General features: G+C 49.1%; 17 protein-coding genes. 8 read left to right on the top strand and 9 right to left on the bottom strand.

Annotated elements, in window-relative coordinates; all coding sequences use genetic code 11:
• The first annotated feature begins 31 nt into the window (after positions 1–31).
• On the top strand, positions 32–1,279 hold the full coding sequence (locus P9687_RS09175) for a M48 family metallopeptidase (protein ID WP_017550207.1): 1,248 nt from the start codon (positions 32–34) through the stop codon (positions 1,277–1,279).
• Positions 1,280–1,407: 128 nt separating this feature from the next.
• Here P9687_RS09175 and P9687_RS09170 read toward each other — a convergent pair whose 3' ends face one another.
• Positions 1,408–1,641: an IDEAL domain-containing protein gene (locus P9687_RS09170; RefSeq protein WP_014095766.1), complete on the bottom strand. Its 234-nt coding sequence runs from the start codon at positions 1,639–1,641 to the stop codon at positions 1,408–1,410.
• Positions 1,642–1,832: 191 nt separating this feature from the next.
• Between P9687_RS09170 and P9687_RS09165 the strand changes: the two genes are divergently transcribed.
• The 4 genes from P9687_RS09165 to addA all read left to right on the top strand — a co-directional run bounded on the left by P9687_RS09165 (position 1,833) and on the right by addA (position 10,892).
• A complete protein-coding gene (locus tag P9687_RS09165) occupies positions 1,833–2,360 on the top strand; it encodes a competence protein ComK (protein WP_046720962.1) in 528 nt (175 codons plus the stop codon).
• Positions 2,361–2,487: 127 nt separating this feature from the next.
• A complete protein-coding gene (locus P9687_RS09160; protein WP_014095764.1) occupies positions 2,488–3,276 on the top strand; it encodes a TIGR00266 family protein in 789 nt (262 codons plus the stop codon).
• Positions 3,277–3,679: 403 nt separating this feature from the next.
• Positions 3,680–7,183 (top strand): helicase-exonuclease AddAB subunit AddB, encoded by a 3,504-nt coding sequence (gene addB / locus P9687_RS09155; RefSeq protein ID WP_061565405.1) that lies wholly within the window; start codon positions 3,680–3,682, stop codon positions 7,181–7,183.
• Positions 7,161–10,892 carry a helicase-exonuclease AddAB subunit AddA gene (addA, locus tag P9687_RS09150; protein ID WP_328228551.1) on the top strand — a complete coding sequence of 1,244 codons (3,732 nt, stop codon included), beginning with the start codon at positions 7,161–7,163 and terminating at the stop codon, positions 10,890–10,892. The genes addB and addA overlap by 23 nt, the downstream gene beginning before the upstream one ends.
• Before the next feature lie 117 nt (positions 10,893–11,009).
• On the opposite strand, the gene P9687_RS09145 is transcribed toward addA, so the two are convergent.
• From P9687_RS09145 to P9687_RS09120, 6 genes are all read right to left on the bottom strand, one after another.
• The gene (locus tag P9687_RS09145; RefSeq protein ID WP_013858756.1) at positions 11,010–11,228 is read right to left on the bottom strand and encodes a spore germination protein; all 219 of its coding nucleotides are present in this window, start codon (positions 11,226–11,228) and stop codon (positions 11,010–11,012) included.
• A gap of 21 nt (positions 11,229–11,249) precedes the next feature.
• Entirely contained in the window at positions 11,250–11,687 is a 438-nt protein-coding gene (locus tag P9687_RS09140) for a spore germination protein GerPE (protein ID WP_035189370.1), read from the bottom strand.
• A gap of 4 nt (positions 11,688–11,691) precedes the next feature.
• Positions 11,692–11,871 carry a hypothetical protein gene (locus P9687_RS09135; RefSeq protein WP_014095760.1) on the bottom strand — a complete coding sequence of 60 codons (180 nt, stop codon included), beginning with the start codon at positions 11,869–11,871 and terminating at the stop codon, positions 11,692–11,694.
• Positions 11,846–12,472 (bottom strand): spore germination protein GerPC, encoded by a 627-nt coding sequence (locus P9687_RS09130; RefSeq protein WP_017550200.1) that lies wholly within the window; start codon positions 12,470–12,472, stop codon positions 11,846–11,848. Before P9687_RS09130 ends, P9687_RS09135 begins: the two co-directional genes overlap by 26 nt.
• Before the next feature lie 437 nt (positions 12,473–12,909).
• A complete protein-coding gene (locus P9687_RS09125; protein ID WP_061086515.1) occupies positions 12,910–13,140 on the bottom strand; it encodes a spore germination protein GerPB in 231 nt (76 codons plus the stop codon).
• A 13-nt stretch (positions 13,141–13,153) separates the two neighbouring features.
• The gene (locus tag P9687_RS09120; RefSeq protein WP_013858760.1) at positions 13,154–13,375 is read right to left on the bottom strand and encodes a spore germination protein; all 222 of its coding nucleotides are present in this window, start codon (positions 13,373–13,375) and stop codon (positions 13,154–13,156) included.
• A gap of 119 nt (positions 13,376–13,494) precedes the next feature.
• Here P9687_RS09120 and P9687_RS09115 point away from each other — a divergent pair, with 119 nt between their 5' ends.
• Genes P9687_RS09115 through P9687_RS09105 form a run of 3 tightly spaced genes read left to right on the top strand, consistent with a single transcriptional unit; the run spans position 13,495 to position 15,971 of the window.
• A complete protein-coding gene (locus tag P9687_RS09115) occupies positions 13,495–14,661 on the top strand; it encodes a DUF418 domain-containing protein (RefSeq protein WP_014095758.1) in 1,167 nt (388 codons plus the stop codon).
• A gap of 10 nt (positions 14,662–14,671) precedes the next feature.
• On the top strand, positions 14,672–15,550 hold the full coding sequence (locus P9687_RS09110; RefSeq protein ID WP_061565406.1) for a fumarylacetoacetate hydrolase family protein: 879 nt from the start codon (positions 14,672–14,674) through the stop codon (positions 15,548–15,550).
• A 49-nt stretch (positions 15,551–15,599) separates the two neighbouring features.
• A complete protein-coding gene (locus tag P9687_RS09105; RefSeq protein WP_014095756.1) occupies positions 15,600–15,971 on the top strand; it encodes a YisL family protein in 372 nt (123 codons plus the stop codon).
• Between the two features lie 74 nt (positions 15,972–16,045).
• Here the strand turns inward: P9687_RS09105 and P9687_RS09100 are convergent, their stop codons facing one another.
• Together P9687_RS09100 and P9687_RS09095 are read right to left on the bottom strand one after the other, a co-directional pair.
• The gene (locus tag P9687_RS09100) at positions 16,046–16,603 is read right to left on the bottom strand and encodes a DUF2777 domain-containing protein (protein WP_061565407.1); all 558 of its coding nucleotides are present in this window, start codon (positions 16,601–16,603) and stop codon (positions 16,046–16,048) included.
• Between the two features lie 233 nt (positions 16,604–16,836).
• A complete protein-coding gene (locus P9687_RS09095; protein ID WP_035189366.1) occupies positions 16,837–17,709 on the bottom strand; it encodes an SDR family oxidoreductase in 873 nt (290 codons plus the stop codon).
• Positions 17,710–17,748 lie beyond the last annotated feature (39 nt).

Genomic DNA, 17,748 nt, shown 5'->3' with positions numbered 1-17,748 from the left:
TAGAAGAGGACAAGGAAGGAGTGCATGTGGAGTGAAGATGAAGTGGGCGCTGCGGGCGATTGCGGCATACATCCTGTTCGGCCTTTTGATGTACTGGTATTTGTTTTATTACGCCGATGCTGCTCTTCCCGCCCAATATAAAGGGACAGCCGCAGATCCCGCTACTTTTATGAGCGGCCGCCAATTGTTTTTAAGCGAAGCATACGCAAAAATCAGGAATCTGCTTTTTTTCCTATCCGTGCCGTATGAATGGCTGTTTTATTTTTTGGTACTTGTGCTTGGCATTTCCAAAATGTTTGAACAATGGGCAGCGGCAGTTTCACGCATCCGCCTCATTCAAACCGCGGTTTATTTCTTTTGGTTTTCGCTTGCATCCTTTTTGTTTACCTTTCCGTTCGGTTATTTGTCCCATCGTTTTTCAAAAGCGTACGGCATTTCCACCCAAGATTTTGCAGGATGGATGAAAGATGAACTGACCGATTTCTGGGTAAACTTTGCCATCATGTTTGCTGTCGTCGCAGTGTTGTACGCCCTAATGAAAAAATTCGGGCGGAAATGGTGGCTCCCGGCCTGGCTGCTTTCCATTCCTTTTACGGTATTCATGATGTTTATCCAGCCGGTCGTGATTGACCCGCTGTATAACGATTTTTATCCGTTAAAAGATAAGGCGCTGGAGGCGAAAATTCTGGCGCTTGCGGAAAAAGCACATATTCCCGCTGATCATGTGTACGAAGTGAATATGTCGGAAAAAACAAACGCCCTGAATGCTTATGTCACCGGCATCGGTTCCAACTCAAGAATCGTACTCTGGGACACGACCCTCAACCGTATGGATGATAAAGAAATTTTATTCGTGATGGCACACGAGATGGGGCATTATGTAGAAAAACATATCTACTTCGGCATCGCGGGCTATATTTTGATGATGCTCATCGGGCTGTGGCTGATTGCCAGGTGGATGAATGCGGTTGGGCGGTGGAAAAAAAGCGGGCGGTGGATGTCCGGGATTTCCAGCATCAGCTCGCTGCCTTTATTTTTGCTCATTTCCTCGGTTCTCCTCTTTGCGTCAAGCCCGCTTACCAACTGGGCATCGCGCTACCAGGAGATGCGGGCGGATCGTTATGCCATACAGATGACGCATGATAAAAAGTCCGGGGTTGAAACGTTCCAAATTTTAACAAAAGCGGGTCTAAGCGAAGTCAATCCGCCGCTTCTCGTCAAAATATTTCGCTATGACCATCCAACAATGCTGGAGCGGATCCGTATGCTGGAAGAATAAGGGATGCTGAAAGTGCAGCAGGCACGGCCTGTTCCGGGCAAAAATCTTTTGGGCGTGCCCTGCATTTGCCATTTTTATGCAAAAGAAAAGCCGTGCAAACGGGACGGGCCTGTTTGCACGGCCTGTATTTATCCAAATTGCAGGTTGATTTTTTTCAGTTCGTTCGTTAAATACATGAACTGCTCCTTATCGCGAAGATCAAGTACATGGTCAATTTTTCTTAACAACGCTTCTCTTTTTTTGTTCAGCAGGATCTCATTCAGCAACATGTCCGTGTAAATGTGTTCCACAAATTTCTCCATCTGAATCCGGGACTTCGGGCTTTCTTTCGGCACGTCAGAGAAAGATTTTTTGTTTTCCATGTATGATCACCTTTTTCCGCTTTTTTTTATTATACAGAGCATTTCAATAAAAAGCAATGTAAAAATTGAATTTTTCTGAAACGGTAAATAAGGAAAAAAATGCATATTTTTAGAAAAACGACTAGAAATGTAGGAAATTTGTACTATAATAGAAAGTGAATTATGAGAAAAATAGAATGGGGGAATACTTTATGCAACATGGAGAATTGGACATTCATCCAAATACGATTGCGCTGATTCCTTGCCAGGAGGGAGGAGAAAAAGGGACAAAAATACTGGAAGTGGATCGGGAACGATTTGTGCCGGAACTTCCCCTGAGTATCGTGAAAAAAAGCTGTCAATACTTTGGAAGCGATTACGAAGGAAGAAAAAATGCGACAAAAAGCTTGATTCATGTTCGGCACAAGCCGCCGATCCTCGTTGATCCTCATACAGCTACCATAATTTTTCCAACAAAATCGCCCAGCCAGCCGGACTGTATTTGGCTGATCTCCGGGCATATTAAAGACCACACCCCAGAAGGCAAAAAAACTGAAGTGATTTTTTCAAACAATCAATCACTCGTATTGCCAATCAGCTACGGTTCGTTTATTAACCAGTACCATAAAGCAGCTGCTTTGCAGGTTGCTTATGAACTCAATATCCGGCGCTCCCGCATGCAATTCATGAAACAGCAGGGGTACAGAGCGATGGAAGACAGCGGGCTGTATTGGATTTAAGCTTGGCAGGGAGGGGGCCCCTGCCTTTTCGTCCAATAAAACGAACGCCTGCCCGGGAAATAAAAATGAAACATTGCGAACTGCAAGTCCGTATACAGGGGGGAGTGCATTTTGAGGAGGTAGGGAAATGAACAACCACGATATTGATTTTAAACTGGTCGGGGACGACATGCAGTTTGTTGAAGTAGAACTCGACCCGCAGGAGACCGTCATCGCTGAGGCCGGCAGCTTGATGATGATGGAAGACGGCATCCGGATGGAAACGATTTTTGGCGACGGATCGGGCAGCCAAGGCGGCATTATGGGAAAACTGTTCTCCGCAGGAAAACGGCTGATCACCGGTGAAAGTCTTTTTATGACCGCCTTTACGAACGAAGGCCGTGATAAAAAGCACGTAGCGTTTGCAGCGCCTTATCCGGGCAAAATTGTACCGATGGATTTAAGTGAACAAGGGGGAAAAATCATTTGCCAGAAAGATGCATTTTTGGCAGCGGCAAAAGGGGTTTCAGTTGGTGTTGAATTTCAGCGGAAACTTGGAACAGGGTTTTTCGGCGGGGAAGGATTTATTATGCAGAAGCTTGAGGGAGACGGCCTTGCCTTTATTCATGCAGGCGGCACGATCCAGAAACGCGAGCTCGCACCCGGCGAAACATTAAAGGTGGATACAGGCTGCCTTGTCGCCATGTCACGGACGATCGATTATGACATTGAATTTGTCAAAGGGATCAAAACAGCCCTGTTTGGGGGAGAGGGCCTGTTCTTTGCCACTTTACGCGGGCCGGGATCGGTCTGGGTGCAGTCGCTGCCGTTCAGCCGCCTGGCCAGCCGCGTATTTGCTGCAATGCCGGCAGCCGGTGGTTCGAAGGATGAAGGCAGCATGGCAAAAGGCTTGTTTAATTTGTTTAACGGGGATTAAGAGGTGTAAAAGCACTGCATTTTGCGGGACGTTTCCCGGAACAGGCAGTGCTTTTTTTTGCATGTGAAAAAATGATACGACCGGCCGGAAGCAGGGAGAGCGCTCCAATGGCGGTTGCGTGGCCCGTCCGGATGGGGAGGGCATCCGGATTGGTGGGAAGGACTTTTCCGGGGGCGGGAAAAGGCAGCCTTCGGATCAAATGGGAAGGACTTTTCTGTGGGCAGGAAAAGGCAATCTTTGACTCTGAAGCGGGCATCCCCCGGCAGAAAAAACAGGAAGCATATTTTTTGGCAAAAAGCTTGATTCATAGAAAAATATCCGTTACAATAAAAGAACAAATGTTCCTTGTCCGGCATGTTTCCGGATATGGAGCCACTGAGCTCATCAAAAGGAAGTGAACCAATTGTCCCTTCGATTTATTACCGGGCGCCCCGGGACAGGAAAGACAGCTTTCATCCACCGTGAAATCAGGCAGAAACTGCTTGGCGATCCGGGCGGGGCACCGCTCATTTACCTTGTTCCGGAGCAAATGACTTTTTTATCGGAAACACGGCTTGCGCATGACCCTGAACTGGGCGGGATGATCCGCGCCCAGGTGTACAGTTTTACGCGCCTTGCCTGGAAAATATTGCAGGAAGTCGGCGGGATCAGCCGTACCCATGTATCGAGCAGCGGGTTAAATATGCTCATTCGGAAAATTTTGGAAGACCAAAAAGAAGAACTGTCGGTTTTCACGCGGGCGGCGGATAAGACCGGCTTTATTGACAATGTCGAACGCATTCTGACTGAATTCAAACGATTTTGCGTTTCACCTGCACAGCTTCAGGAAAAACGTGCGTCAATCGAGGAAGCGGACGGGGAAAGAGTGCTTTCCGACAAGCTGCACGATTTGGAATGCGTATATCAGGCATATGAACAAAAGCTGGAAGGCAAATACATTGATTCGGAAGATTACTTAAGGCTGCTTGCTTCTGCCATTGAAAAATCCCGCTATCTGGACGATGCGGAAATTTATATAGACGGCTTCCATACTTTTAACCCGCAGGAATACTTGGTGATCGGGGAACTCCTGAAAAAATGTCGCCGCGTGACGGTTGCGCTCACAACGGACCGGGCTTTCCGCGGGATGCAGCCGGATGATTTATACTTGTTCCGGATGCCGGGAGAAGCCTATGCCCATATTTATGAACTGGCGCGCGCCTTTCAAATTGAAACGGAAGAAGACGTGGCGCTGTATGAACCGGTCCGTTTCCGGCATGAAAGTTTGCGCTTTTTGCAGTCCCGGTTTGAAGAACTCCCGTTTCCTTCTTTTCCGGGGGAAAGCAGCATCGAAATCTGGCAGGCGAACAACCGGCGGGCAGAAATCGAAGGCGTTGCCCGTTCCATCCGTGAAGCGGTTATGGAAGGCAGCTGCCGCTATCGTGACATTGCTCTCCTTGTTCGCAACGGGGAGGCCTATCAGGATTTAATCGAAACGGTTTTTTACGATTATGATGTGCCGTATTTTATCGACAGAAAACGGCCGATGCTGAACCATCCGCTCATTGAACTGATCCGTTCGACTTTGGAAATCATCCGCGGCAACTGGCGTTATGAACCGGTTTTCCGTGCCATCAAAACAGAATTGCTGTTTCCGCCTGGAGATACCCGTATGCTGCGTGAAAAAATGGACCGGCTTGAAAACTATTGTCTGGCTTACGGCATCCAGGGGGAACGGTGGACGAGTAGAAAAAGATGGGAATACCGGCGGATCCGCGGCCTCGAACTAGAAAACCTGCCACAAACGGATGAGGAAAGAAAAATCGAACAGGAACTGAATGAACTCAGGCTTCTCGTCACGGCGCCGATTTTGCGCCTGTCGCGGCGTTTGAAGCGCGCCCGCACTGGAAAAGCGCTTTGTGAAGCGTTGTATCTTTATCTCGAAGAATTGGAGATTCCGGAAAAACTGGAAGCGCTCCGGCTTGAAAAGGAAGAAGCGGGGGATCTTGTCGCTGCCAGGGAACACGACCAGGCATGGGATGAAGTCATGGGCGTTTTGGATCAGTATGTTGAAATCCTTGGCGATGAACCTGCTGATGTTGGGAAATTCTCTGCCATTATGGAAACCGGGCTTGAGTCATTAAAATTTTCGATCGTTCCTCCGGCTTTGGACCAGGTGCTCGTGGCGAATCTGGAGCAGTCCCGGCTGTCTGATGTCAAACTGGCGTTTATCATTGGGGTCAATGACGGGGTCATGCCGGCGAAAATTTCCGAAGATGGCGTTTTAAATGATGAAGAGCGTGAATATTTAAGACTTACCGGGCTTGAAATTATGCCCGGCAGCAAAAGGCGCCTGCTCGACGAAGAATTTATCTTTTACCGGGCATTGACGACACCTTCTGAAAAACTGGTACTATCTTTTCCGCTTGCCGATGAAGAAGGGAAAGCATTGCTGCCGTCCCCGTTCATCAACCGGATAGAGGACATGTTCCCGGCACGCGGCGGCGGATTATGGGTGAATGACCCGGCGGAACTGGAAGAGAAGCAGCAAGCTGCATACATCTCCCATCCGGCGGCTGACATTGCTTTTGTCACTTCGCAGCTGCAGTTGAAAAAAAGAGGGTATCCGATGGCCGACTTCTGGTGGGATACGTATAACTTTTATATGGAGCACCCGGAATGGAAAAATCGGGCGGCCCATGCTTTTTCCAGTTTGTTTTACCAAAACAAAGCCCGGAAGCTCTCCGAAAAAACGAGCCGGGAACTGTACGGCGACCATATCCTTGCCAGCGTATCGAGAATGGAGCAGTTTTTCACCTGCCCGTTTTCCCATTTTTCGACATACGGGCTGAGGCTGCGGGAGCGGGATGTGTTCCGCCTTGATGCGCCGAATATCGGGGATCTTTTTCATGGTGCATTGAAATGGATTTCCGACACCCTGCAGCGCGAAGGCATTCCGTGGTCAGAGATCACAAAACAGCAAAGCATGGAGCTCGCAAAAGCGGCTGTGGACGATCTTGCCCCGAAATTGCAGCATCAAATCCTGCTCAGTTCAAAACGCTACCAATATATTAAAAGGAAACTGGAACAGGTTGTCGGAAGGGCTTCATATATTTTAAGCGTCCATGCGAAACGGAGCGGCTTTGAACCGGTCGCGATGGAACTCGCTTTCGGGCCGAAAAAAGAGCTCCCACCGCTTTCGTTTACATTGAAAAACGGGGCGAAAATGGAGCTGCAGGGCCGGATTGACCGCGTCGACAAGGCGGAAAGTGAAAACGGTGTGTACGTCAGGATCATCGATTACAAATCAAGTGCGCACAAGCTCGATTTGACAAATGTGTATTACGGCCTTGATTTGCAAATGCTCACCTATCTGGATCTCATTATGACGTATTCGAAACAGCTGACAGGGGAAGAAACGATTCCGGCAGGCGTTTTGTATTTCCATCTTCATGACCCGCTGATTTCGGCGGAAAAAATGTTGTCGGCTGAAGAAATTGAAGAAGAAATTTTAAAAGACTTCCGGATGCGAGGACTATTGCTGGACAGCCCGGAAGTGATCACATTGATGGACCGGTCGCTTGAATCCGGCAACAGTGCGATTGTGTCGGCAGGTTTGAAAAAGGACGGCCAATTAACGGCCCGGTCCGAAGTGGCAAGCAAAGAAGACTTTGAAGCGATCCGCAGCTATGTGCGCAATATTTACACAGAGGCTGGTAATGCGATCTTGTCCGGTACAACGGATATCGCGCCATATAAAATAAACAAACAGGCGGCGTGCACATTCTGTCCGTTCCGTTCGGTCTGTCAGTTTGACCAGTCAATGGAAGAAAACAATTACCGCCTTATTCACTCGGAAAAACCGGAAGAAATCCTCGCCAAAATGAGAAAGGAGCGCAGCACAGATGAAAACAGACATTCCGGATAAACCGACGAATGCCGTCTGGACGGATGACCAATGGAAAGCCGTCATGGCAAAAGGGCAGGACATTCTTGTCGCGGCGGCTGCCGGGTCAGGAAAAACAACCGTGCTCGTGGAAAGGATTATCCAAAAAATATTGGATGAACACGATCCGCTCGATATTGATGAGCTGCTTATTGTCACCTTTACCAATGCTGCGGCTGCGGAAATGCGCCACCGCATCGGTAAGGCGATCGAGGAGGCGATCAGCAGCCGCCCGGATTCGCATCATTTGCGGAAACAGCTGAGCCTGCTGAATAAAGCGCCGATTTCCACGCTGCACGCCTTCTGCCTTGAAGTGATCCGAAAATATTATTACTTGATTGACATCGACCCTGGATTCAGGATCGCCGATGATACAGAAGCCGAACTTCTGCGCGATGAAGTGCTGGATGACCTCTTTGAAACGGAGTATGCGAAAGCGGGAAATGACCTGTTTTACCGCACAGTCGATACATTCTCAAACGACCGCAGTGATGACGAGCTCCAGCATCTGATCCGGAAGCTTTACGATTTTTCCCGTTCCCACCCGGATCCGTCTGCATGGCTCGATAAAATGGTCGAGCTGTATGATGCCGGGGATGTGGAAGAGGTGGACAGCCTGCCGTTTATGGCAGCGGTGAAAGCTGATATTCACCTCCAGCTGCAGGCTGCAAAAGACATGCTGGAGGAAGCGTATGGACTCGCCTTAGAGCCGGGCGGGCCTGCGCCGAGGGTGGAAAATTATCTCAATGACATGAAGATTACAGACAGATTGCTTGCGGCAATTCACGGTCCCTGGCAGGGGCTTTATGAAGAAATGAATGCATGGCAGTTTACACGCGCCAAAACGTGCAAAGGGGATGCATATGAAGCGGAACTCGTCAAAGCAGCCGATGATTTGCGGAAATCTGCAAAGAAAACACTTGAAGGTTTAAAAAAAGACTTTTTCTCAAGGAAGCCGGCATCGTTCCTGAAAGACATGCAGGAAATGCGGCCGGTGATTGCGGAACTTAGAACGCTCGTCAAAAAATTTGCAGAGGCTTATGGCGCGGTAAAAGCGGAAAAAGGGATCGTTGATTTTTCGGACTTGGAGCATTTTTGCCTGGACATTCTTGCTGAAAAAAATGAAGATGGCAGCCTCACCCCGTCAGAAGTGGCCAAAGCTTACCAGCAGCAATTTAAAGAAGTGCTGATTGATGAATTTCAGGATGTCAACATGGTACAGGAAACGATTATGAACCTTGTGGCAAAAGGGGCGGGATTTGACGGCAACCGGTTTATGGTTGGAGACGTGAAACAAAGCATCTACCGGTTCCGGCTTGCTGAACCGAACCTGTTTTTAAAAAAGTACCGGGATTTTGATCCGGAAGGCCGGGATACAGGTCTCAGAATCGACTTGTCGAAAAACTTCCGCAGCCGCAAAGAAATTCTCGACGGTACGAATTTTATTTTTAAACAAATCATGGGCCCAAAGGTGGGCGAGATGGCATATGACAGCCAGGCTGCACTTGTGGCAGGCGCCTCTTATCCGGAAAGGGATCATCCGGTCAAAGTGGCATTGATTGACCAGGCCGATGAAGCGATTGAAGAAGACATTTCGGATGAAGAAACGCTGAACCGGGCCGAACTGGAACAATCCCAGCTTGAAGCCCGTTACCTTGCCCGTGAAATAAAAAAACTGATCGACGAAGAACAGGTTTACAATCCGAAGACCGGCACATTCCGCCCGATCCGGTACAAAGATATCGTTATCCTGATGCGTTCCATGGCATGGGCGCCGACCATAATGGAAGAATTGAAACAGGCGGGCATCCCGTTGTACACCGAACTTTCAACTGGATATTTTGACGCGACGGAAGTATCCATCATGCTTTCTTTATTAAAGGTAATTGACAACCCGTATCAGGACATTCCGCTTGCAGTCGTGCTCCGTTCTCCGATTGTCGGGCTCGATGAAGAAGCGCTTGCCCTTATCCGCATCCATGAAAAGCGGGGTCCGTATTATGAAGCGGTGAAAAAATTTATAGCAGACCGGCCGGATCCTGAGGAAGAAGAAGCGCATGAGAAAGTGTCCAGATTCATGGAAAAATTGTCGGTGTGGCGGTCTGTTGCAAGGCAGGGGGATTTGTCCTCCCTCATTTGGCAGCTGTACCGGGACACGCAGTTTTATGACTTTGCCGGCGGACTGCCCGGAGGAAAGCAGCGGCAGGCCAATTTGCGGGCTTTGTATGACCGGGCGCGGCAATATGAAGAAACATCTTTCAGGGGGCTGTTCCGGTTTTTGCGCTTTATCGAACGCATGCAGGAGCGCGGGGATGACCTCGGAACAGCGAGAGCATTGAGCGAACAGGAAGATGTCGTCCGCCTGATGACCATCCATGCAAGCAAAGGGCTCGAGTTCCCGGTCGTGTTCGTGGCCGGTCTCAACAGGAAATTTAATATGCGCGATATCAACCAGGCGTTTCTTCTTGATAAAGATTTCGGGTTCGCCGCAAAGTATATTCATCCGGAAAAACGGATCACATACCCGTCTTTGCCGCAGCTTGCTTTTAAAAGAAAGAAAAAGCTGGAAATGCTGGCTGAAGAAATGCGCGTCTTGTATGTCGCGCTCACAAGGGCAAAAGAAAAACTATATTTGGTCGGAACGGTGAAAAATCTTGGCAAGCGCCTGGAAAAATGGGGGAAAACGAAGCGACAGGAAGGCTGGCTGTTGCCAGACCATGTGCGCGCAGCGGCCGGCACTTATTTGGACTGGATCATTCCTTCGCTCAGCAGGCATGCGGACGGAACCGTGCTTTTCGGGAGTGACGGCCGGGTGGTGCTGGATGACCCGTCCAAATGGCAGATCGCCGTTTTGCCGAAAGAACAGTTTGCCGATATCCAGGAACCGGAACAAGTTGGGGAAGCGGACTGGCAGCATCAAGTGAAAGCCGGCCTCCCGGTTGCGGCGGAATCCGCTTATAAAGCACAGGTTTTCGGGCGCTTAAGCTTCCGGTACAGCAATGAGCCGGCAACATTCCGGCGTGCCAAACAATCGGTATCTGAATTGAAACGGATGCATGAAGAGCATGACGAAACGAATGGCACCCGGTTTATTCCGAATGCGGAAAAACATATCTTTGACCGTCCCCGTTTTATGCAGGAAAAATCGATTACGCCGGCTGAACGCGGGACAGCGATGCATATGGTAATGCAGCATATTCCGTTTGATGCGCCGCCGACTTATGCTTCCGTTGAGGCGCTGGTTGAAGAGATGGTGAAACAGGAGCTGCTCACGGAAGAACAGGCGGATGCCATTGCGGCTGAACAGCTTGTCCGCTTTTTTGAAACGGATATCGGCCGCCGTATCCTGGCAGCAGGCCGAGTGATGAGGGAAATGCCGTTCAGTTTGTCCGTTCCCGCAGCAGAAATTTACCGGGATGCATCCCTTGCGGAAGAACGTGTTCTTATTCAGGGCATATTTGATTGCGTGGCAGAGGAAAAAGACGGCCTCGTATTGCTCGATTTTAAGACAGACAATATCCACGGCAGGTTTAAAGGCGGATTTGAAGAAGCAGAGCCTGTCCTACGCAAACGTTATGAAGTCCAGCTGGCCCTTTATTCAAGGGCGCTGGAAACCATTTTAAAGAAAAAGGTAAAAGCGCAATACTTGTATTTCTTTGATGGTGGGCATCTTCTCCAAATCCAATCATAAATGGGCCCCCTTTAAGGGAGCCCATTCTTGCCATAGCTATAGCAACACATAAAAAATTTATCTTTCCATTTTGAAGGCAGCGAGGTAGCGGAAAATTTGCCTGCCCTCTTTGCCTTTCTAATGGTTTCCTGCAGATGGCTGATCGACAACACTGCCGTTAGCCGTATTGTTTGCACTGAGCGCGTTGTTTGTAATGACAAATGCGGAAGTGGAAAGAGAACCGGAGCCGGTAGATGTTTTCGAACTTGTTTTCGGTGAGATGACAGCCGTGTCTCCAAAATGGACAATGCCGCTTCCAACATTATAGATTTGTAAGGGGCCTACAATGGCCGGCATTTTGATCACCTGCTTTCCGGATTAATCTGGCATAACATTGCTTTCCTGGCTGACGGCAACGGTGCGCGGGGGAACACGGCCGCCAAGCTTCAGAATATTCGGGTCTAGCTGACGGGTATGGTGGACCCTTGATTCAAGGGCGATTGATTTAGTGCTCCCGATTTGCATGACGGTTGAAGTCGACATCCCAATGATATCTACATTCGAAACTTTTATGACCGGATTTTCTTGGTAAACTTGAAACCGGATTTGTTCTGTTACTGGCGGAATCGGAACGGCCAGGCTGAAAATGGGAAAAGTTTGAAACGGCGCTTCAAATCCGTAGTACAATTCCTGCTGGCGCTGGATCGCAAGGACGGTGGCAGACATCTGGATCCGCTCGGAGTCTCCAACAATAACGTTCGAACCAAATATGACGGTTTTGACCCGGAGCGTATCCACAAAGGAGTTTCTTTGCATCCTGTTATCCCCTCGGTACAAACGGCACGTACGGGCTGATAATCAGGGATTCCGGCGGCGTATCAAAGGCCGCTCCCTGCTGAATCGTTTCCGTATCGCCAATGAGGAAAACCGAGGCACTCGAAATCCCGATAATTTGGACATAATCGACACAGATTTCACGGTTTGTGACGTTCAGTTCCATCGCTGGCACCTCCGTTCATTTGCGGCGGCAAATGGGAAATAAAAACTTGTACGGCATGCGCCATATCCGCCTTGATTTGCCCAAGCAATTTGTCAAACCATTCGCCTTCAACGGGCCCGGTTGGATTGAGCTGGTTGATATAATAATCAATGCGCTGCGGAAGTTGGTTTTTTAAGTCATTTTTTATAAAATTATGATATTCTTGATTTAGGCGGACTTTGAATTGCCGCTCATTGTCGGTGATCGTTGTTGGGAGTTCTTTTTCCAAATATTCCATCAGTTTTTCGGCAAGCGCCTGTTTTAAAGCAGCACGGTGTTCATTGTTGGCATGGGGGATGCCCTGCGTTTGGGGGATGGCTGCATCCTCTATACTGGACAGGTCAGACGGATTAATGCCGATATTCAAGGTGCCATCCAGTGTTTCGATTTTCAGCTGGTCAAATGCATATTCGATCCGGTCAACCCGGACAGGCGGCCTTGCTTTCAGCTGCTCAATCTCCTCCATGAGGGAGGCAAGCGTCTTTTCCATTTTCGCCAACTTCGCTTCATGGTGCTGAAAGTATTGGTAAAGCTGCCGGAATTCGGCAAAAAGGTCTGGCATTCAAAAACCCCCTTCTGGCTTAAAGCCCGGCAGTGACCGCCGGCTTGGATCGGAACGAAACAATCAGCCTTGAACTTAAAGCAAAAATCGGCGTGCAGTGTCAATGCTGAACCTGGCGCAGGCTCCGGAAAGACGTGCAGGTTCCGTACACGTGTACATACCAGAAGTCGCTGCCGTCTAAATGTGTCAAGAAAGAACATGCCGGTTTCAGCACACGCGATCTACCCTACATCTGTCCGGAAAGAACATGCCGGCTTCAAACACGACGCCGGGAAAACCGGGTCCGCGCATCCTGCAGCCAGGAATGTATCAAGGCCGCGGCTTTTAGAATGACGCCCGAAACAAAGTGGTGCTTCAAGCCCGAAATGGCGCATAAGCCGGAAAGAACATGCCGGTCATGTTCAGGCACAACGCCGGGAAAACCGGGCCAGTGCTTTCTATCTTGAACTTGAAGCGGCAGCGCCGGACTGCATGGGAACTGTAACATTCGGATTGTAAGGCTGGTCTGCAGCGGCAGTAGGAGCCGGTTCGGAAAAATTTCCGGTATTATACAAATAAGCTGCCGGCTTGATGATGCCGGACGTGCCAATTTGGAAGACGGAAGAATTGGTAATGCCGCCGATCTTGATCATGCGGATGTGGATGCTTTGTTGCACGTAAAAATTCATCTGTTTTCACCCGTTACAAATTAAAATAGTTTCCCTGGTCAATGGCATCAAAATCATACGTGTTGGTATTGGACTGGTAGTTTGTAATGGACAGGTTTTCACCGGTATTAAAAGATCCCGCCCCGGCAAACGTTTTGGAACTGGCAACCGGCTGAATTAGGAATACGTCACCGACATTAAAGACGCCGCTTGATCCGATGCTGATAATTTGGACGGCGCCGACAAAACCGGGCATGGCGCGCACATCCTTCCTTGGTCAGTGGCAATTGGCTTTTTCATATTTTATTGTATGAAGCAACCGAAAAAAGGGTGATTTATCCGCCTAACAGGCAAAAACAAAAAAGGAGCGTTGCAATGGCTGAATGGGCGCCAATCCGTGAAAAACGGCGGAATCCTGCAATTGACATACTGAGGGGATTTTCCCTTTTTGGCATTCTGATGGTCAATATGCTTTCTTTTCTGTCCCCTTATCTTTATATAAATCCGTATGACTGGTTCAAAGCGGAGGATCGGGCAATCGTGACATGGATTGAGGTATTTTTCCAGTCCAGTTTTTATCCCATTTTTGCGTTTCTTTTCGGATATGGGCTGATGGTGCAAAAACAGCGGGCGGAAAGGGCAGGGGTCGAGGTTTATCAGTTTCTTTTCCGGCGCCTTTCCGTTTTGCTCGTTCTCGGCCTTGCCCATGCATGGCTCATCTGGCCGGGGGACATTTTAGCGGCTTATGCAGTCTTTGGCATGATGCTTTTGCCTTTTCTGAAACTGGGAGGAAAAGTTTTGATGTTTGGCGGGGCTGCGCTCTTTTTTATCCCGCATTTACTCATAAGCTTTTACCTGATGGTGATGGCCATCCGGTCGCCGGACGCTTCACTTTTGTATACCGACTGGCGCAATGCCACCGCTTCATTGCAGGTGTATGCAAACGGGAGCTTTATCGACATTACGAAAAGAAGGTGGCTGGATTGGTATGCGGTATACGGCCCTTCCGGCACATGGCATGCTTTTCTGTCTGTTTTTCCGCTGATAATGGCGGGAGCGGGCGTTTGCAGGGAAGGCTGGCTTACAAAGAGGAGGATTCCGGCAAAAAAATGGCTGCTGTTTTTTTGTTGCTGCTTTGCTTTTGGCCTGTTTTGCAAACTGTTGCCGGTTATTGTCGCCCCCATCCTGCCTTTTCTGTACATCCGGGAGACGATCGGCGGCGTCATCTTAAGCGGTGCTTATGTTGCACTCATTGAGCTCTGTGTGAAGCACCGGCTGGCGGATTTTCTCAGGCCGGTTGCAATGGCCGGGAGGATGTCGCTTTCCAATTACATCAGCCAGTCTGGTTTAGCCTCTTTGATCTTTTACGCCTACGGTCTCGGGCTTTACGGAAAGCTGTCTGTCTCAAGCGGGGTATTGCTTGTTGTTTTGCTTTTTCTTATGCAAGTGCTGGTTTCCGACATTTGGCTGCACCGCTTCCGCTACGGGCCGCTTGAATGGGGCTGGCGGCGACTCAGTTATCGAAATGACAAAAAAGAATGAGGTGTATACGATGAAATTCATGAGCTTTGTTTGGCAAGACCAGGTCCAATACGGTGTGCTTTATAATGAAACAACGATTTTAAATTTACGGGCTTTGGATAATGGTTTTCCGCCATCTTTGCTTGAAGGCATCCGGGCGGGCGAGGTGTTTACCGGCCGTGTCCGGGAAGCATTGAAAAAACCGGAAGCAACCCTTGAAGGCGCGCTCGTTCCGCTTCACGAGGTTTCCTGCCTTCCCCCGATTCCGAATCCGGTGAGAAACATGCTGTGTGTCGGCAAAAATTACCGGGAACATGCGATTGAAATGGGGAGCGCGGAAGATATTCCTGAACATATTATCGTGTTTACAAAAGCGACAACAACTGTCAATGCACATGAAGCACCGGTTGATTCACACCGGACGGTTACCCGCGAGTTGGATTACGAAGGGGAGTTGGCCGTCGTGATCGGGAAGGAAGGGAAGCAGATTGCAAAAGAAAATGCCCTTTCCCATGTGTTCGGGTATACCATTTTAAACGATATCACAGCGAGGGATCTTCAACGGAAGCATAAGCAATATTTTATCGGGAAAAGTCTGGACGGATCCTGCCCGGTTGGTCCGTGGATTGTCGATCGTTCCGAAATCGAAAATCCGAATGCGCTTGATATCGTGACAAAAGTAAACGGGGAAGTCCGCCAACAGTCCAATACATCCCGCTTCATTTTCCCGGTTGAGGAGATTATATCCGAATTGTCGAAAGGGATGACGCTTTTACCCGGGGATATCATTGCAACGGGCACCCCAGCCGGCGTCGGCAACGGGTTTCATCCGCCGCGTTTCTTGAATCCGGGTGATGAGGTTGAAATTACGGTTGAAAAGGTGGGAACTTTGCGAAACACCATCAAATAAAGTAAGATGGGTATAAGACAGATAAAGAAGCAAAGGAGAAGATCGAACGATGTTAACCCGGACAGATGCGCATGTCACAACATGGGTCATTGCGATCCTTTTGTTTATTTTGGCCTTGTTCCTCCATCGCGCAGGAAAAGAAAAGGCATTTAAAACGGTCCAGATGGTTTTAAGGCTGTTTTACATACTCGTCATCGTCACAGGTGCGCTGCTCTTTTTCCATAACCAGCGCCTCGATCCTGCCCTGTACGGCCTTAAACTGCTTGGCGGGATTCTCGTGATCGGGATGATGGAAATGATTACGCTGCGGCTTTCTAAAAGAAAAAGTACCGGAATTCTCTGGGTTTTGCTGATCATCTTTTTCGCCGCCGTCCTGTATCTTGGGCTGCGCCTGCCGATGGGATGGCATCCTTTTTATTGATGCCTATGCGGTGCCGGTGTAGTTTTTCAGGATAGAAATGGAGAAGGGAGGCAAGGGCCGGCTTGCCTTCCTTTTTACATTTTTTTCAAAAGCATCCGCCTTCCGTCACTCCATGTGCACTCGAACCACTCGTCCGCTTGTTTGCCCAGCCGGAAATGGTGGTGGACGGATAAAATAGCCTCCCCGTTATCAAACAGCATGAAATTCACGCCTTCTTTTTTCTCCCGGTTGACGAGGAAGGACAATACGTTATGACAATAGATGCAATCATAAATAGAAAAGCCTGCCCCGTTTAAGAAAGAGACGAAGCGGTGAAACAGGCCGTCCTCCCACTCTCCGAAGAGCATCTCAAGCGAAAAATTGACCGGCTTCGGAATCCGCAAGCTTGCTTTTTCTTCAAGAAGAAGCATTTCTCCGTCCGATATGATGGTTTCATCTTCTGTTAATACGCCTTTTTTCCAACGCCCGGAATGGAAGATTTCGATTTTTTTGCCTACAAATTCCTCGAGCATCGATGCCTCATCAGATATATCATCAAAAAATACCCATTCTTCATTCAGCTTCTCGATTGAACCGGTTAAAAAAGCGCGGGACTGGCATTCCATGATTTTTAATCTGAACTGTCCGTCCATTTGCGGCCCTCCTTCCCGAGCATCATTTCCTTATTTGTTTTTGACAAGGGGAGGGGTTTTCATACCTTTATAAGCAGAAAGAAAAGGGTCCGGAGCTAGAGATTTTAGCCCGTAAAAATGTTCACTGTTTTGCATCAAGAAACTTTGGTCCGGGGAAATGTACGCCGGTATCGTGCGCGCCTTTTTTAAGCAAAAAGAAAACCGGAAAGGAATGTGCCTTTCCGGTGTGCGCGTCAGCCGTTGATCACGGTGCCGCCGTTTACGTGAATGACTTGCCCGGTCACATAGCTTGAGTCGTCGGACGCAAGATAGACATAGGCAGGTGCCAGTTCGGACGGTTGACCGGGGCGTTTCATCGGGACGTCGGAACCGAATTTTTCAACCTGGTCTGCCGTAAAGGTTGACGGGATTAGCGGCGTCCAGATCGGCCCCGGGGCCACGCCGTTCACGCGGATGCCTTTTGATACGAGCGCCTGTGACAAAGAGCGTATGAATGCTGCAATGGCGCCCTTTGTCGCAGAATAATCAAGCAGCTGCGGGCTGCCTTGATAGGCCGTAATCGAAGTCGTGTTAATAATGGAGCTGCCTTCCTTTAAATGCGGCAGTGCGGCTTTCACCATGAAAAATTGCGAAAAAATATTGGTCCGGAATGTTTTCACAAGCTGTTCTTCCGAAATATCCAGAATGCTTTTTTGCGGGTGCTGTTCGGCCGCATTGTTCACCAGGATATCAAGCCGGCCGAATGTGCCGGCCACTTTTTCCACTGCGTCCCGGCAATGCTGTTCCTCCCCGATATCGCCCGGGATGATCAGGCATTGGCGCCCCTCTTTTTCCACCAGTTCTTTTGTTTGCTTTGCATCCTCATTTTCATTCAGATAGCAAATGGCGACATGCGCGCCCTCTTTTGCAAAATAAATGGCGACAGATTTGCCGATGCCGGAATCCCCGCCGGTAATGAGCGCAACTTTTCCATCCAGTTTGCCGCTTCCTTTGTAGTTGTCTTTCACATTTTCCGGCTGCGGGTTCATTTCCGTTTCTGTGCCGGGCTGCCTGTTCTGGTGCTGGGCGGGCAAAGTTTTCTTGGAAGCATTTTGTTCGTTCGCCACTTTTACCACTCCTCGTTCAATTTTTAACGTTTTTCCGAA

It is taken from the genome of Weizmannia sp. CD-2023, assembly GCF_036225245.1.
In the GTDB taxonomy this organism is placed as follows: domain Bacteria; phylum Bacillota; class Bacilli; order Bacillales; family Bacillaceae_C; genus Weizmannia; species Weizmannia faecalis.
Note: the sequence above shows the minus strand (reverse complement) of the source record. Positions and strands in the feature narration are given on the sequence as shown.

Excerpts from the sequence above, each read along its gene's own strand:
- P9687_RS09170 (WP_014095766.1), bottom strand. The coding sequence starts at position 1,641 with ATGGAAAACAAAAAATCTTTCTCTGACGTGCCGAAAGAAAGCCCGAAG.
- P9687_RS09165 (WP_046720962.1), top strand. The coding sequence starts at position 1,833 with ATGCAACATGGAGAATTGGACATTCATCCAAATACGATTGCGCTGATT.
- P9687_RS09160 (WP_014095764.1), top strand. The coding sequence starts at position 2,488 with ATGAACAACCACGATATTGATTTTAAACTGGTCGGGGACGACATGCAG.
- addA (WP_328228551.1), top strand. The coding sequence starts at position 7,161 with ATGAAAACAGACATTCCGGATAAACCGACGAATGCCGTCTGGACGGAT.
- P9687_RS09145 (WP_013858756.1), bottom strand. The coding sequence starts at position 11,228 with ATGCCGGCCATTGTAGGCCCCTTACAAATCTATAATGTTGGAAGCGGC.
- P9687_RS09140 (WP_035189370.1), bottom strand. The coding sequence starts at position 11,687 with ATGCAAAGAAACTCCTTTGTGGATACGCTCCGGGTCAAAACCGTCATA.
- P9687_RS09135 (WP_014095760.1), bottom strand. The coding sequence starts at position 11,871 with ATGGAACTGAACGTCACAAACCGTGAAATCTGTGTCGATTATGTCCAA.
- P9687_RS09130 (WP_017550200.1), bottom strand. The coding sequence starts at position 12,472 with ATGCCAGACCTTTTTGCCGAATTCCGGCAGCTTTACCAATACTTTCAG.
- P9687_RS09125 (WP_061086515.1), bottom strand. The coding sequence starts at position 13,140 with ATGAATTTTTACGTGCAACAAAGCATCCACATCCGCATGATCAAGATC.
- P9687_RS09120 (WP_013858760.1), bottom strand. The coding sequence starts at position 13,375 with ATGCCCGGTTTTGTCGGCGCCGTCCAAATTATCAGCATCGGATCAAGC.
- P9687_RS09115 (WP_014095758.1), top strand. The coding sequence starts at position 13,495 with ATGGCTGAATGGGCGCCAATCCGTGAAAAACGGCGGAATCCTGCAATT.
- P9687_RS09110 (WP_061565406.1), top strand. The coding sequence starts at position 14,672 with ATGAAATTCATGAGCTTTGTTTGGCAAGACCAGGTCCAATACGGTGTG.
- P9687_RS09105 (WP_014095756.1), top strand. The coding sequence starts at position 15,600 with ATGTTAACCCGGACAGATGCGCATGTCACAACATGGGTCATTGCGATC.
- P9687_RS09100 (WP_061565407.1), bottom strand. The coding sequence starts at position 16,603 with ATGGACGGACAGTTCAGATTAAAAATCATGGAATGCCAGTCCCGCGCT.